Origin of the sequence: Slackia equolifaciens, assembly GCF_003725995.1 — a bacterium.
Lineage (GTDB): Bacteria > Actinomycetota > Coriobacteriia > Coriobacteriales > Eggerthellaceae > Slackia > Slackia equolifaciens.
Genome location: NZ_QIBX01000001.1, coordinates 387,535 through 402,876 on the forward strand (window position 1 = coordinate 387,535; position 15,342 = coordinate 402,876).

At 61.0% G+C, this 15,342-nt stretch carries 10 protein-coding genes and 1 tRNA gene; 1 reads left to right on the top strand and 10 read right to left on the bottom strand.

The genetic code is table 11. The features are described 5' to 3' along the window. Positions 1 to 237 precede the first annotated feature (237 nt). From DMP06_RS01560 to DMP06_RS01590, 7 genes are all read right to left on the bottom strand, one after another. Positions 238 to 927: an aminotransferase class III-fold pyridoxal phosphate-dependent enzyme gene (locus tag DMP06_RS01560; protein ID WP_123207978.1), complete on the bottom strand. Its 690-nt coding sequence runs from the start codon at positions 925 to 927 to the stop codon at positions 238 to 240. Continuing rightward, the gene (locus tag DMP06_RS01565) at positions 924 to 1,205 is read right to left on the bottom strand and encodes an amino acid kinase family protein (protein WP_245962317.1); all 282 of its coding nucleotides are present in this window, start codon (positions 1,203 to 1,205) and stop codon (positions 924 to 926) included. Before DMP06_RS01565 ends, DMP06_RS01560 begins: the two co-directional genes overlap by 4 nt. A 22-nt stretch (positions 1,206 to 1,227) precedes the next feature. Next, the gene (locus tag DMP06_RS01570) at positions 1,228 to 1,596 is read right to left on the bottom strand and encodes a bifunctional ornithine acetyltransferase/N-acetylglutamate synthase (RefSeq protein WP_245962318.1); all 369 of its coding nucleotides are present in this window, start codon (positions 1,594 to 1,596) and stop codon (positions 1,228 to 1,230) included. Then, positions 1,593 to 2,060, bottom strand: a complete 468-nt coding sequence (locus tag DMP06_RS01575) for a hypothetical protein (protein ID WP_123207980.1) — start codon at positions 2,058 to 2,060, stop codon at positions 1,593 to 1,595. Before DMP06_RS01575 ends, DMP06_RS01570 begins: the two co-directional genes overlap by 4 nt. 464 nt (positions 2,061 to 2,524) lie before the next feature. Further along, positions 2,525 to 2,599, bottom strand: a tRNA-Val gene (locus DMP06_RS01580). Between the two features lie 1,077 nt (positions 2,600 to 3,676). Then, on the bottom strand, positions 3,677 to 5,083 hold the full coding sequence (locus DMP06_RS01585) for a hypothetical protein (RefSeq protein WP_123207981.1): 1,407 nt from the start codon (positions 5,081 to 5,083) through the stop codon (positions 3,677 to 3,679). Positions 5,084 to 5,581: 498 nt separating this feature from the next. Beyond that, complete coding sequence (locus DMP06_RS01590) at positions 5,582 to 6,922, bottom strand: helix-turn-helix domain-containing protein (RefSeq protein WP_123207982.1); 1,341 nt, start codon at positions 6,920 to 6,922, stop codon at positions 5,582 to 5,584. Positions 6,923 to 7,340: 418 nt separating this feature from the next. On the opposite strand from DMP06_RS01590, the gene DMP06_RS01595 reads away from it, so the two are divergent. Beyond that, positions 7,341 to 10,292, top strand: a complete 2,952-nt coding sequence (locus DMP06_RS01595) for a LamG-like jellyroll fold domain-containing protein (protein WP_123207983.1) — start codon at positions 7,341 to 7,343, stop codon at positions 10,290 to 10,292. Positions 10,293 to 10,432: 140 nt separating this feature from the next. On the opposite strand, the gene recR is transcribed toward DMP06_RS01595, so the two are convergent. The 3 genes from recR to dnaX form a co-directional block, all read right to left on the bottom strand. Beyond that, positions 10,433 to 11,029 (bottom strand): recombination mediator RecR, encoded by a 597-nt coding sequence (gene recR, locus DMP06_RS01600; protein ID WP_123207984.1) that lies wholly within the window; start codon positions 11,027 to 11,029, stop codon positions 10,433 to 10,435. 13 nt (positions 11,030 to 11,042) lie between these two features. Further along, a complete protein-coding gene (locus tag DMP06_RS01605) occupies positions 11,043 to 11,369 on the bottom strand; it encodes a YbaB/EbfC family nucleoid-associated protein (RefSeq protein ID WP_123207985.1) in 327 nt (108 codons plus the stop codon). Between the two features lie 97 nt (positions 11,370 to 11,466). After that, positions 11,467 to 14,616 carry a DNA polymerase III subunit gamma/tau gene (gene dnaX, locus DMP06_RS01610; RefSeq protein WP_123207986.1) on the bottom strand — a complete coding sequence of 1,050 codons (3,150 nt, stop codon included), beginning with the start codon at positions 14,614 to 14,616 and terminating at the stop codon, positions 11,467 to 11,469. Positions 14,617 to 15,342 lie beyond the last annotated feature (726 nt).

Below are 15,342 nucleotides of genomic sequence, written 5' to 3' on the forward strand. Positions count from 1 at the left end.
AAATCTAGGATATTTCTCTTTTTAAGGTTTACGAAAGGTGCTTGAGCACATGGGTGAGCCGAAGCAAGGTTTGCGGAACACGCTTGAGCACATGGGGGGAGTCGAAGCAAGGTTCATGAAGAACGCTCGGGCGAATAGGCAAGTCGAGTAAGGTTTCCGAAGAACACTCGTGCGCAGGGGGCAACTCCGAAGCCTCCGCTAACGCGCCTCTAGAATGCTTCCAAGCCCCACAACGAACTAATCGACATCGGCAATGAGCAGACCTCCCGCCTGATGAACCAGGTCGGCGGCCACGCGCACGAACTCCGCCGATAGCGGGTGCACGCCGCTTTCGCCCTGGATGGGTTCGAGCATTACGGCGCAAATCTCGTTGCCAAGCTCCTCGAATATCGACCGAAGCTCTTCCACGTTGTTGGGCGAGCACGCAACGAAACCCTGGGGCAGCGGACGAAAGTCCTCCTGAAGGCGCTCCTGTATGGTCGCCGCCACCGTTTCAAGCGTGCGCCCGTGAAAGCTGCCGCGCAGGCACACGATGGTATTGCCCCCGTTGCCGCGGCGCTTCGCGTAAAGGCGCGCAAGCTTCATGGCGCCCTCGTTGGCCTCGGCGCCCGAATTGGCGAAAAACGTCTGCCACGCCTGCTCGCCTTCCGCAGAAGAGGCGGCATCTATTACGGCGTGTTCATCATCGGCGGCAATCGCATCGGCAAGCGCACGGGCGCCCTCCATGTCATTGTTCGCCAGCTTTGATATAAGCGCCGCCGCCTGCCCGCGATGCTCCACGTAGAAGTAATTGGAAACGTGCAGGAGCCTTTCGACCTGCCCCTTGAGAGCATCCTGCAACACGGCATGCCCGTGGCCCAGGCTGCACACGCCAATGCCTGCAAGAAAATCCAGGTAGCTACGTCCTTCGCTGTCTATGGGCCTCATGCCTTTGCCACCGTCGCCACCACGGGGATGTACTCGTTTTCCATCAGGCTGTCCAAGTAGTCGGCGTTCACGCGCACGATGCTGCCCACGCGCCCCAGCTCGGGCGCGAGCTGCTCGGCGACAATCGTGCCGGCATCGCTCCCCGACACCCCAACCGCCACGTCGCCGTGCCCGTTGAGCGCAGCTACCAGCTCCTGGTTCACCTTTCCCACCAGAACCTCGCGCACGATGTCCATCACCTGGGGCGTAGTGACGCGCTGCCCGTGCTTGAACTCCACCGGCAGCCCGTAGTGCCCCGCGCTAGCTTCGGTAGTCGCCGTTTATCGACACGTAATCGTGCGTGAGATTGCAGGTCCACGCCGTTGCGCTTCCGGAGCCTGCGCCCAGATCGGCCCAGATGGTAATCTCAGGGTTCTCAAAGCGTCGCAGCGCCTCATCCTCGTCGAAGGCCACCGTGAGACCCTCGCGGCACACGGGCATGCCCATGATGTCTATCGACACGTCGTCTTGGTCAAACGCCACTCCGCATTTGCCGAGCGCCGCGGCAATGCGGCCCCAGTTGCAATCGCGCCCGGCGACGGCGGTTTTCACCAGGGGCGAGTTGGCCACGGCACGCGCGGCCGTATCGGCATCTTCGTCGGTCGCAGCGCCCTGCACGGTCACGGTCACCGGTCGCGATGCGCCTTCACCGTCGGCGGCAATGCCGCAGCGTTATCAAGCTCGGCGGGAAAGAGCTCCGGCAAACCAAAAGCGCGTGTTTCCAAAAGCCACGCCGAAGAATGCTGCACGCCGTACCATCGCTCGTACGCCGCAGCGCTGGACAGCCGGTAGTCGGCCGAAAGATCGAACACCGAAACGCCTTTGGCAAGAAGGCCGGGCGCCATGGCCATGGCGGCGGTATGGGGCACGGCCAAAAACACCGCGTCGCACTCCGCCAGCCCGGAATCGTCATGCGCGGCAAACGTCAGGTCGGTCACGCCTTTATAGGCGGGATACACGTTTGAGAAAGGCTCGCCTGCATCGGCGTTCGAGGTAATTACGCCGAGCTCGAAGAAAGGATGCGAGGCAAGCAATCGCACCAGCTCGGCGCCCGCAAAGCCCACAGCCCCCACCACTCCAACTCTATATGCCATCGCGCACACTCCCATCCGCCCGCGCTGCCTACTCTCGTACACGCTGCCCAATCGCCCCGCTTTGACGGATGAAGCGAAATGCCGCTGTTCGCCCGCGACGACATTGCACGTTCTCACGTGCAAATTTGGATATAGTTGCATTTTTATTGCATTAATTTAAGAAATATTCAAATATTGAAATGTTATGCAATTAGTAACCAAGCTGGCACAAGCAGGAAACATTACGAGGGGAAAGAACCAAAGCGTCACCGCGCCCGAAAGGGCGCGAATGCAAAAATAAGCACGCGCACAGCCGCTTTGAAGAAAACCGGGATGCACCGGCGCACAGGTGAGGGTATGCCCCTGCTGCGGTCCAAGATTCCGCCGCGCTCGCAAGACGCGAAGTACGCAGACTCGCCTAAAAGAAAAGCGGAAACAAAAAAAGCCCTCCGAGCAAGCACTGCTCGAAGGGCTTCATGCATACATGGTGGGCGATGAGGGATTTGAACCCCCGACCTTGACCTTGTAAGGGTCCTGCGCTCCCGCTGCGCCAATCGCCCGCGTAAGGCGGTATTCTCGCACAAACTGCCGCAATTGTCAGGCAGAGAATGCTAAACACCGCGCAATCAACGAGATGCACAAAACTGTGCAGAAAAAGACAGAGGGTTCGGCTCCCCTCCTATTAGCCGAACCCTCATCCTTACCGAAGCTCAATGCCTCTGTAATACGCAGGCAATTGTACAACTTTGCGCACGAAAAAGATACCGTTTCTCCAAAATCTAGCATCCACATTGCGCCACATTGTGCCAAAAAACAAATGCTCTTTCGCAAAGCGCATTATTCCTCAGTCGTATATCGACGAGCTTTGCTTGTTTTATGTGGCGATTACGCGCGCCAGACGTTCAGTGGTCTTTTTAGCAACGACAGATCGAGTAGCCAAATCCGGGGAACACAAAGCAGGCTTCCTTTCATGTTTTCTATCTCTGCCTGGCATAGAGGTTTTTAGGCCATCGCTTTTGACGGATATCATTGTTACTTAGAATGCAAAGTCCAACTATACTAATTTTCAACTCAATCTAAAATAACGCTCACGTGTTGGAATCCCGATTAAACGAAGTTGATAAGTACCGTTGGAGCGACTTCGTGACCCAGCGTGACCCAGGAAAATGACCCGAATGGTCCGAATGACCGTGACCCAGATTTGACCCAGCGGTTTCACTTGAATTTTTGATAACGGGTGTCATTTCGACAAACTAGAACAAACTGCGGCAAACTGGAGAGGCTGAGACAAACGATTTAACTATTGAGTGGGAGTGATTCCGCGCATTACCGCGTGATTTGAGAAGACGTTTTCGCGAACACTTTCTTGATTGTTTCCGTGACGCGCAATTATTTTGAACCATTTAGAGCAGCGAAACAAACGGCCCTCCGGGGCTATCCCGGAGGGCCATTGCTCACACCACCAATCCGCTAATAAATCTAAACGATTGATTTTGTCGTGGCTCTTGCTCGCGGCATTATGACCGCACGCTGATTGCCCAAGTTCTTAATCATGCCTAGATGCCACGCACTCGCAATATAGATAAACCGTTTTTGCAACGCGCCCACTGCGCTTAATGATCGTTCAGAAGCTGAGCCTAAAAGATTCCCGCAAGCGCCATTTTGTAAGCACGAAGAGCTGTGGTGTAACTTTGAGGAGCTTTGCCAACCTTCTGAGGATCATAGCCCCAAGGAGCAAGAACGTCCGCGTAGCTCTCGACCACGACTTCAAGATTCTTTTCGAGCCACGGCATCGGATCGACAGACCAGAAAACGATTTGCTTCCCGTTCTCCACTCTCACATCCATCAGGGCTTGAAGGCCATAAGCGAGAGGGGTCACAAAGCCATCAGGACTAAGAGTTTCGACCTCCTCTCCCAGAAACGGAGTTACCTTGGTTTTTCGCTCATTGAGTTTTTTGACCGCAGTGATTCGGCCATAGCTCCCACCAGCACGATTGTAAAGAGTGGGGAACATTTTGTAGATGTAATCATAAAGTTCAGGCATCTGAACAGCAAGTTTAAATGCACTGAAAACAGAAGTGTTATTCAGCTCGCGACGATATCCATTTACGGGCTCAATGGTCACATCAGGAGAGCTCATTAGACGTTCGAAGCTCTTGAGACAGCCGCCCTTTCCGCTATACAAGTTATTGGGAGCAGGCGGGTTGACCTCGCGACCTGCTTCATCCTTGACAGGATTAATGAGAGACAAGGGCACCCAGGCCAGGGCTACAATATCGGCAATCTTAATGGTTCCACCTTCATTGGTCTTCCATTCAATCTTCTCCTCGAGGAAGGGGTTCCTCTCGGCGAACAGGGCCCTGAGGGTGTCAAAGTAGCCTTGCTGGTTGGCGCGAGTGCCAACAGTAAGTTGAACGTTATTGTTGCGGGCAACGCAAATGTCGAAGAGATTGCTGCGGAATGCCGCTTCGGCCTCGTAATCCCCAGATTCGATGGGAAGCAACAATTCGACTGGAATGTAAGCGCCAAGATTACCCGGGAGTTCTTTCCCAGTCGCCTGAGCGTCTTGGATCATCTGTTGATATTTGTCGATAATCTGTCGATTCTCAATCCAGACCTCCTTGAAATCGCCCCAAGTAGATACCCCCTTAGGAAACGCGCCGCCTACGGCCTCGTAAGCGGAATGGAGGATATACAGGCCGATCGCGAGAGTGTTATGCCCCCCATCAAGAATACCCTCGGTCTCAGCATCTTCAAAACTGACACGATATCGATTGCGCTCAAGCTCTTCATACTTGGAAGCAGCAAGTAGAACGCCCTTTGTTTTGAAAGGAAGGAGCTCCGGAGTGAGCCTTATGGAATCCTGAATCTCATTGGTTACGTTACCGACCTTTGAATTTCGCGGATTTGCCTCCAGATCAAGAGCATCGATTATGTCAATGAAGTTTCGAATTTTGACAAAGCCGGAGATCTTGCGCATGTCTCCGATCTTCTGGTCGTTCGGCTGATTGAACTTGATGATTGCGTTCTTGACGTTTGCCATTTACTCCTCCAAAGAAAGCGACTACTTTTGCAAGGAAAACGTCTAGAACAAAAAAGCCAGCTTTGCTGGCAGTCCAAGAAGCATATTTTTGCTAGCCAATCCGGCTTCTTGTTCCAGCTGCTTATCCAAGCACTTACCTGCATCTATCCAGATGCTATTGATATGATAATCCGGATTCTTGTCGGCGTCAACCGAAACAGCAACGGACAACAGTGTCATCGTGCACTAGAAAATGTGCTCACTTGAAAACCTTGGCGCAACACTGCAGATGTCAACGCAACAGTTGCGCTCCGCCTTGCGATATCGGCCCTCGGGCGTTGCGCCTTCCCTTGCGGACGGGGCCTCCGCCGGGGCTCCCGGGCCGCGGGGCGCGCGGCTGCCCCGAATCGGGGCATGCTGGCGCGGGCCCTCCCGGCTGGGCTCGAAAGAGAGAGCGCAACGGCGGGCCTGGGATGCGCTATGCCCACGGCGTCGCGGGCGCCTCCCGAATCCTTCGTCCTAGCGGGCGACGACGTGCGGCACCAGGCTCGGCCTGAGCACCACGTCGTCGGGGTCGACCTTCTCGATCCCCAGCTCCTCGAGGAGGCCCTTCGGCAGCAGCGGCTCGGCCAGGTCGAACGGGCACGCGCCGCCGCGGCCGCCGCCGACGTAGGAGTTGACGTGGCTGGTGATGACCGCGGCGTCGTAGACGCTGATCGCGTCGAAGTCGCTGCGGCCCTTGGGCAGGATGCGCCTGAGCTGCTCGTGGTTGCGCTCGGCCTCGGCCTTCTGGTCCGAGCGCATGGCGTCGCAGTAGAAGACCCGGCAGCGGTGGGCGCCGCCCTCGAGGCAGGACCTCTCCATCCCCTCCCAGTCGTCGAACTCGACGCCGCGGTCGAGCAGCATCACCCCGAACACCCCGGCGAACGCCTCCGGGGACCCCAGCGTGCGCTCGATGTGGTCGAGCCAGCCGACCACGGCCTCGGGGCTGCCGTGGTCCTTCGGCAGGTAGAACTGGAACTTGCAGGCGACCAGGTGCAGCGAGAGCAGGTCGCGCGCGCCGCCCTCGTGGCCGCACACGGAGTCGCCCTGCACGGCCCCGGCCTGCTCGGGCAGGGGCAGCGCCGCGAAGTCCGAGTACTCCCTGCCGGACCTGTCGACCCGGCTCCTCCCGGAGGCCGCCTTCCTCCTCCTGGGGCGCAGCCTCACTTTGCGGGGCAGCTCGATGCTCGGCACGCCGAGCACGCCCGCCTCCTGGTAGTTGTAGGCGGTCCTCGCGCACACGGGCAGCTCGCCCCCGTGCACCGCCCAGATCGCCTCGAAGCTGTGGCCTTTCTTGACCAGCGGGGCCACGATGCGCCGCATGCCCTCCGGCTGCTCCTCCGTGCACGCGATCCCCGAACGGCTCTCCGACAGCCTCCTTCGGTAGGCCGCCTCGGCGGCGCCGGCCGAGTAGGAGCACTTGGGGTAGCCGCAGTACGCCCTCCTGGGGCACCCTTCGGGGCAGACGTACGGCCAGGACACCGTCTTCGGGCACATCTTGCGCTCGAAGTCGGGGCACGACTCTATGCAGCTGCGGGTCCTACACGCCTTGCACGGCGCGAGCCTCGTGGAGCATTTCCCGCACGCCGTGCCGCTGGCATGGCAGTCCCTGTACCTGGCGCAGCGGACGGCCAGGTTCGCCCCCTTGCGCGCCTTGACCTCGCGCACGGTGCGGTTGGCCAGGACCTCGCGGGTGACGGTCGAGGGCGCGACCCCTATCGCCTTCGCGATCCTCCTGGCGGAATCGCCGGCGGCGATCCCGCGCTCTATAGCCTCCCGGCTCTCGATTCCCAGATGCTTGCCTTTCCTCTCGGGCATAATCGCCTCCTTCCCGCCCGGCAAGCCGTGGTGGGAGGATTGTAGGCCGAGGGAAAAAGGAGAACCTCTCCCCGCGGCAGGCCTTGCGGCCTGCGCGCGGCGAGAGGCTGCGGGCTTCGCCCGCAAGACTGAACGCAACGGTGTTGCGATCCAAATTTCAACTAAGACATTGTGCCAAGTTGGACCGGCATCTTACAAAAACGCCCCATTCCCGACGAAAATCTTTCATTGCTCTCGCAAGGCTCTGACGTGCATCCGACGAATCTTAAGCAATCCGCTCCTACACTTTGCACCGCGCGGCGTAAGTCAGCCGTCATCTATCCCGCACGTGGGACCCTGACGCCGCCCCTTGGAGTCGCCGACGCCGCAACACGTCACATATCCCGCGCAGGGGAAAGTCGTTAAGAGAGAGGAAGCCATGAACGAACTTGAGAACGCATACGAACGCGGAACATTCGGGGTGTCCCGCCGCACGTTCATGAAGCTGGCGGGCATCGCCGGCGTAACCGCCATGGGCGGCATGCTCGTGTTCCCCGACAGGGCATACGGCCTCTATACCGAGCCCACCGATCCCCATTGGGATGCGCTTACCGGTGACAAAGTGCGCTTCACCGTGCACAGCGACACGCACTTCACCAAATACGACATGAAGAACAAGTTCGCCCTGGCTTTTAACACCATCTACGAACAGATCCCCGACATCCAAGCGCACGTTTTCGACGGCGACACCACCGAAAACGGCGCCGATGGCGAATACGCCGACCTCGTGGAATACTTCAACACCTACGTCAAGCGCCCGCCTATCATCTGCATGGGCAACCATGAGATGTATGCGCACAACGGCAATCTGTCCGAGGCGATCAACGCGTTCAAGAACAACGCCCTTGCCAAGCTCACCATTCCCGATATGCCGCAGGCACCTGGCGGCACGCACGAAGGCTTGGTCAATTTTGCCGGCAAGATAGGCGGCGACGACGGCTATTGGGTAATCGCGGCAAGCTGCGGCCTGAACTACGATTACGGATATCAGATTCCCTCTGAAGCCGGCGAGTACGGCGCGCCCACGCCCGTGCAATGGATGCTCCAGTGCATTCAGGAGGCCGTTGCGGAAGATCCCGACAAGCCCGTATTCGTGTTCACCCACCACCCCATGCCCGAAACCGTGCACTACTCGCCCGAAAACTTCGGCGCCGGATGGATCGGCCAGTTCCATGACGACGACATGTTCGTGGGCCAATACGCATTCCAGGAAAAGCTCGCTGAGTATCCGCAGGTCATTCATTTCTCGGGCCATACTCACATTCCCGACAACGACCCGCGTTCCATCTGGCAGGATGGCTTCACAGCCGTCCAGACGGCCACCTTTGGCAACGCGTTCTGGATGCAGGGCGGCGCAAATGTAGACGGCTATGACAACGCAGGCGATACCGGCGGATTCCCCGCTGACACGCAGGACGCAAGCCAGTGCCTGCTGGTGGAGGTAGACCCCGCCAACGGCCACGAGGTAACCATCCGCCGCATGGATTTCCGCGAAGGCGCCTACATCGGCCGCCCGTGGACGTTCAAGGTTTCCGATCAGAGCACGTGGGTGTACAGCCATGCCGCCATGGAGGCCGCAAACAAGCCGCCGATCGTTGCCGATGACGCCCAGGTAGTTGTGAGCGTGTCGGAGCCCGAACCCGGCGAGAACGCCCAGGTTTCGTTCACCATTCCCGCAGACAAGATTACCGCCGATGCTACAGGCGTGGAAGACGACATCGTGATGAGCTACCGCATGGTGGTACGTCCGGCAAGCGACCCGCAGGGCGAGCCCGTCTATGACGCCTGCTTCATGTCGGACTACTACCTGGCCTCGCAGAACCGCCCGGCGGAGTTCTCCCGCCCGCTGTTTGGCGCCTCGCTTGAGGCGGGCGACTACGTGCTCACCGCCTACGCCCGCAACCCGTGGGAAAATGAGGCGCAGATTGGCGAGGCGGTCGAGTTCACCGTGCCCGAACCGGTCGCTGTACCCATGACCGCGATGCTGGCCGTGAGCTTTGCCAACGGATCCGCGGCCGACACCTCCGAATTCGCCCATGCCGTGACTGCCTACGGCAACCCCACGTATGAAGCCGCGTCCGAATTCGGTGACAAGCTGGTGGCCAACTTCGACGGCGCCTCGTGCTACGGCTACGGCTTCGCCCAGGAGGACTACGACAAGCTGGCCGGATCGGTCACCCGCGAGCTTTTGGTGAAGTTCAACGAGCTGCCCGACAGCGGCTATCGCGATATCTTCTCGAGCGGCGAAGGCGTGGGACATTGGATCGAATACGACGGAAGCGGCACTCTGTACCACTACGGCAACAACGGCTCAACCTGCGCCACCGCGCAGATCGAAGCCGGCGTATGGATGCATCTGGTGTGCACGTTCGACGGCAGCGCGCTGCGCGTGTACAGAGACGGCGCCCTCGTGGACGAAGTCGAATACGCCGAATCGTACCAGGCGCCCCGCGCGAATCCTTACGTGTGGTACATCGGAGCCGACACCGACGGCGATGGCGAAGCACAATGCTGGAGCAACGCCAAGATCGCATTTGTCAACATGTACTACGGCACCGCCGCCGATGATGCCGCCGTGGCTCAGATGTATGCCAAGGCAGCCGTATGCACCATCGCCGACGACGCAATTGCCGAGGGCGCGTTCGGCGAACCCGAGGTGGGCAAGCTGTGCATCCTGCCCACCGTGATGGCGACCGACGTGAACGGCGCGCAAATCCAGGCGGTGCCTTCGGTGACCGCCCCCGACGGAACCCAGGTCGAGCTGTCTCGCGTTGAGGGCGGCGAGGTATCCACGCTGGCGGACACCGTGACCTACGGATTCACCCCCACGGTCGAAGGCTGCCACGAGGTCGTCTACACGGCAGGCTATGGAGCCACGTACGCCGTCACCTTCTCGGTCGCCGCAGCCGCAACCACCGGCCCCGATGAGCCCACCACCGACCCCGATGATCCCACGGGCGATCCCAGCAATCCCGGCACGGGCGACGGTGGCCAGGGCGGCAATCAGGGCGGCAGCTCCACGCCTGGCGGCGACCAGGGCGATGGCGGTCAGGGCGGATCGGGCTCAGGCTCCGACGGCGGACAGGGCGGTTCCGGCTCCGACAAGCCCTCCGGCCAGGGGTCTTCCGATCGCATCGACCCCGATAAGCTGGCCGATACCGGCTCCGGATCCGACAAGGGCGGCTCGCTTCCCAAGACTTCCGACCCGATGGGTGCCTTCACCACGGCCGTGGGCGCGATAGCCGCCGTGGCAACAGTTGCCCTGGGAGCCGTCGGCGCTGCAGCCAAGAAGCTCGGATTCGGTGGCGGCGATAACTCCGATCAGCAGTAACGGCTGACCGCACCTGCTCCCGCGTTCGGTTCGCCTTCACCTATTCCAGAACCGGCGCACAACAAAGCCCGCACGCTCCACAAGTGAGCGTGCGGGCTTTTTCGCAGTCAGATGCTTGGCGCCCCGTGCCGCGAACAGCGCTACAACACGCGACGGCTCTCGATAGCGCGCCCAAGCGTCACCTCGTCGGCGAATTCCAGGTCACCGCCCACGGGCAGGCCGCTCGCCAGACGCGTCACCTTGATGCCTAGCGGCTTGATCAGGCGCGCAAGATACGCCGCCGTGGTCTCCCCTTCGACGTTGGGATTGGTGGCAAGCAGCACCTCGGTCACGTCCTCCGATGCAAGACGCGCCATCAGCTCGGATATGCGCAGGTCATCGGGCCCTATGCCCTCCATGGGCGAAAGCGCGCCGCCCAGCACGTGATACACGCCCGAATACGCCGCGGTGCGCTCGATGGCAGCGATGTCGCGCGGCTCGCTTACCACGCAGATCGCCGAAGGGTCACGCCGCGACGACGCGCAGATCTCGCACAGCTCGTCCTCGGCATAGTTGAAGCAACGCTTGCAAAAATGCACGCTATCCTTCACCTCGACGATGGCGTCGGCCAGGCGCAGTGCGGTCGCGCGATCGGCGTTGAGCAGCCAATACGCGATGCGCTGCGCGCTTTTAGGGCCTACGCCCGGCATGCGTTCAAGCTCGTCGAGCAGCTTTTGTATGGCGGGAGCCGACTCCACAGACGGTCGCGCCCTACATCAAACCGGGGATGTTCATGCCGCCGGTAGCGGCGCTGATGCGCGCAGAGCCCTGAGCGGAAACGGCACGCAGCGCCTCGTTGCAGGCGGCGACCACCATGTCCTGCAGCATCTCAACGTCCTCGGGGTCAACGGCATCGGGGTCGATGGTGACGGAGAGGATGGTCATGTCGCCCTGCGCCACGGCCTTCACCATGCCGCCGCCCGCGGTGGCCTCGGCGGTCATGGACTTGATTTCCTCCTGCGCCTTGGCCAGTTCTGCCTGCATCTTGAGCGCCTGAGCCATCATGTTCTTGTTGATTCCCATCGGGTTCTTCGCCATGAGAACGGTTCCTTTCTCTTTACAGCCGCCGACACTTTGCCGCCGGCGACGTATTGCACGATTTCATACGATGCGAAAGACTACCACACCTCGCGCGTTATTCCTCTTGCACGTCATCCATCGACACGCCGAAAGCGCCGAAGATGTCAGCGATATCCATGCCGCCGTCGGTAGGTTGAACCGGGCGCGACGACGGGAAGGGCGAGGGGCTCGAGCCCCCCTTCCCAACGCCGCTTGGCATCTTTCTGCCCGCGAACGGATTGGGCTTATTGGGGTCAACCGCGGTATTCGGGTCGAAGGGGATGAAAGGCCGCGACGTCGGAGTCGAGCTGGGCGCAGCGCCCGAGATGTTCGATGCGACGCCATCGGAGGTCGAAGCGGCCTGGACAGAGCCGGGCGCGCCCGAACCGGATTGCGCCGTGGCGCTCGGAGCGCTCGCTGACGCCCCCTCGCTTGGCGCGCCCGAACCGGATACGCCCGACGCGCCGGCCGGATCCGCCGCCGGACCATCCCCCACACCCGGCCATCCCTTGGCAACCACCGTGCCTTTGGGACGCCTCTTGGGCGCGGGCATGGAGTCAAATCCGAGTTTCTTGCCAATCAGATACGGATCGACAGGAGCGGGACCCGTAACGCCAAGCGCAGGTGGAACGGTCGAATGCGTAGCGTGTATCGACTCGCTTGACGCCTGATTCGACTGAGCGGGACGTGCGCCGTGCGCGGCAGACGCATCAGTTGGCGCCGTAGCAGGCGCATCGGTTGGCGCCTTCTGCCCTTGCTGCGCGCCATCCCATGGAGCAAAGTACGGCGAATCGGACGCGCCGTACGAGTCTCCCTCATGTATATATGACGCGACATCCGCATCGGAATACGGAACCACGTCGTCGTCGAAGACGGGTGCCTGCGAGTTGGATGCGGCACCTCTATCCCCAGCCGCATTTTGAGCCGGCTGGGCAGGGGCGTTGGACGCAGCCCTCGCAAAGTTCGGCTTCGGCCGTGCGAACGAAGGCGCGGCCGAGGAACCGTCGCCGTTGCCCGCGCCGCCGACGGGCGCACCATCAAAAGGGGCGGAGTTCCCCGCATCCATCGAATGGGGGCGTCGAAACGCCGGCGCCGCCTGGCCGGAAGGCCCATTGGGCATAGCGCGACCAGATGCGAATTGAGCCGCGGGGCCTGGAGCGCTCGGCGTCGATGCGGGCGCATGCCCGGCTCCCGTTGCCGCCGCGGCCGCCATGACGGCGGCAGCCACGCCTCCGCCCTGGGTGAATTGGAATGGCACGGGGCCGCCGAACGCATGCTCGAGCGCTGCGGCGAGCGCGGCCGACACATCGGGCTTCTGGGCCGCGGAATATGCGAAGTCGTTCTCCTTGGAAAACTCGACCGACACGCCCGAGCCGTCGGGGTTGGCCACCACGCGCGCCGACTGCATGAGCGCGGCGTACACGGCACGCTGGCGTTTTAGCTCGGCGAGCGCAGCCTGCCACCCTCGCTGCAATGCTGCGGGATTGAGGAGCTTTGCCTTAATCGCGTCGGGCGCGCCCTGGGCGGAAGCGGGAACATCGCTCTGCGCGGTGGCGGAAGCCGAAGGAGATGCCCCGGCGGGCTCTGCTGCCGCAGGCGCCGGAGACGATGACGGCATCGGCGCAGATGCCGGTGCGGCGGATGGCGCGGCGGAAGAGACCGTTGCGGCAGAAGACGCCGGCCCCGGTGCAGGTGCAGGCGCCGCAGCAGAAACGTGCGCCGGAGCAAAACTGGGCGCTGTTACGGCAGGAGCCGGAGCATCGAACGTCGGAGTCGCGGGCGCATGCGTTGAAGCGGAGGAAGCAGCAGCCGAAGCAGCGGGTACCACCGGAGCAGCGGGCTGAGACGCCGCAGCGCCGCCGCCCTTGCGCCGCTGTTCCATCTGCGCGCGAAACGCCGCCGCCTTGCTCATGGCCGCAACCGCAGCATCGGGCGAAGGCGCTGCGGGCTGCGCGGGCTCGGTCACGGGCTTATACCCGGCAGACGACGCCGGAACCGAAGCGCTGGGCTGCGCCGCGGAACCCCCTTGCGCCGCTGAAGCGCCCTGCGCCGCAGAGACAGCCGGCGCCACGGGAACGCCCTGCGCAAGCCGCGCCTCCAGCGCCTCGATGCGCGCCGCCAGGCTCTCAAGCGTCAGATCGCTCTCGGGTCTCACCATACGCGTAAGCGCAATCTCGAATGAAAGACGCGCGTTGGTCGAAGAACGCAGCTCACTGCTCAAATCGCCCAGAACGCGCAGGATGTAAGCGAGCCTATCGGGTCCGAAAAGCTTCGCCTCGTTCGTCATGGCGTCGCGCGACGACGCGGGCGCATCCACCGCTACGGCGCCGTCGGTGAGTTCCAACACGTAGAGGTCACGCACGTATGAGGCCAAATCGCGCGTGAATTGCGCCAGATCGGCACCCGTTTCGATATACTCAGAAACCCACGTGAAGCACGCTGCCGCATCGCGGGCGGCTATGGCGTTTACGATGGCGGTCATGTCGTCGGTATCGAGCGACCCCAGCACGTTGCGCGCCACGTCCATCGTCACGGCGCCGTTGCCAAAGGCAATCAGCTGCTCAAGCGTGGTCAACGCGTCGCGCATTCCGCCCTGGGCCCTGTGCGCGATCAGATCGAGCGCGTCCCCTTCGAACTGCACGCCCTCGGCCATGCACACAGCGCCAAGCCGCGACACGATTTCCTCGTTGGAAAGGCGATGGAAGTCAAAACGCTGGCAACGTGAATGGATGGTTTCCGGCACTTTCTGCGGATCGGTGGTGCACAGGATGAACACCACGTGGTCAGGAGGCTCTTCCAGCGTTTTGAGCAGCGCGTTAAACGCCGCCGTGGACAGCATGTGAACCTCGTCGATGATATAGATCTTATAGCGACCGCGCGTAGGGGCGTACTGAACGCGCCCGATGATTTCTTCGCGCACGTTTTCCACGCCGGTACGACTTGCGGCGTCCATCTCGTTCACATCGGGATGCGTGCCCTCGGCGATCGCCAAGCACTGTTCGCACGTGCCGTCGGGCGAAGGCGTGGGCCCCTGCTCGCACAAAAGCGCCTTGGCCAAAAGACGCGCCGTGGTGGTTTTTCCCGTGCCGCGCGGACCGCAGAACAGATACGCGTGACTCACCTTGTCCGACTCGATGGCGTTTTTAAGCGTACGCTCAATATGGGTCTGGCCAACCACGTCCTCAAACGTCTGCGGACGGTATTTCCTATACAAAGCCTCTGACATGCATGCCACCTTCGCGCGAACTGTCTTTCAGGTATCGTTACCATGGTACCGCACTCTTTACTGACCGCCATGCGCATTCGACCCCGAAGCAAGGTTATTCCATCGCGCTCGCACGCCAGCAAGGCCTCGAACAAGCCCCTTTTCGCGCCGGAGATGAAAAAGATGGCGATATGCTGCAGTTTTTCCGCGGCTCCAAAAGTAGCCGTTTTCTACCAGCACGATGACCTGGGGAAATAAGGGCGATGGAGACGGTCTACTCCGCACCCCTTCGATAAACTGCAGCAAATCGGCGTTTGTTGCATCGAACCCCGAAGATATCGCAACCCAGGCGGTTGTTGGACGGTGCTCGCACTGCGTTTGTTGCATCAAGCCCCGCGGATGTTGCGACCAAGACGGTTTATTGGACGTTGCTCACGCTGTGTTTGCCGCCTCAAGCCCGTGGATGTCGTGACCTTGCCTCGTGTCAGGCCCCGCGGATGTCGCGACCCCATATTGATGCCCGCGTCAGACCCCGTAAGGATGTGATTTTACACGCCATCGCGCCAAAACCTTTTTCGCAATACAGGCCACTTGACTTAGAGCCTGCTCAAAGGAATAGGATTGCCTACTCGTAGGGCGCAAATCAGAACGAGGGGCAGCCCCTTCTGGCTCCTCAACGGATTCCCGTCCGACAAACGCCAGCCAGAGCGTGAGACGGCCCAAAACCAAGGAGAAACGCGACAAAGG

What these genes read in the sequence shown, in the direction of transcription:
- DMP06_RS01605 (WP_123207985.1), bottom strand. Translation starts at nt 11,369, where the DNA reads ATGGCGAAGAACCCGATGGGAATCAACAAGAACATGATGGCTCAGGCG.
- DMP06_RS01560 (WP_123207978.1), bottom strand. Translation starts at nt 927, where the DNA reads ATGAGGCCCATAGACAGCGAAGGACGTAGCTACCTGGATTTTCTTGCA.
- DMP06_RS01575 (WP_123207980.1), bottom strand. Translation starts at nt 2,060, where the DNA reads ATGGCATATAGAGTTGGAGTGGTGGGGGCTGTGGGCTTTGCGGGCGCC.
- DMP06_RS01585 (WP_123207981.1), bottom strand. Translation starts at nt 5,083, where the DNA reads ATGGCAAACGTCAAGAACGCAATCATCAAGTTCAATCAGCCGAACGAC.
- dnaX (WP_123207986.1), bottom strand. Translation starts at nt 14,616, where the DNA reads ATGTCAGAGGCTTTGTATAGGAAATACCGTCCGCAGACGTTTGAGGAC.
- DMP06_RS01595 (WP_123207983.1), top strand. Translation starts at nt 7,341, where the DNA reads ATGAACGAACTTGAGAACGCATACGAACGCGGAACATTCGGGGTGTCC.
- DMP06_RS01590 (WP_123207982.1), bottom strand. Translation starts at nt 6,922, where the DNA reads ATGCCCGAGAGGAAAGGCAAGCATCTGGGAATCGAGAGCCGGGAGGCT.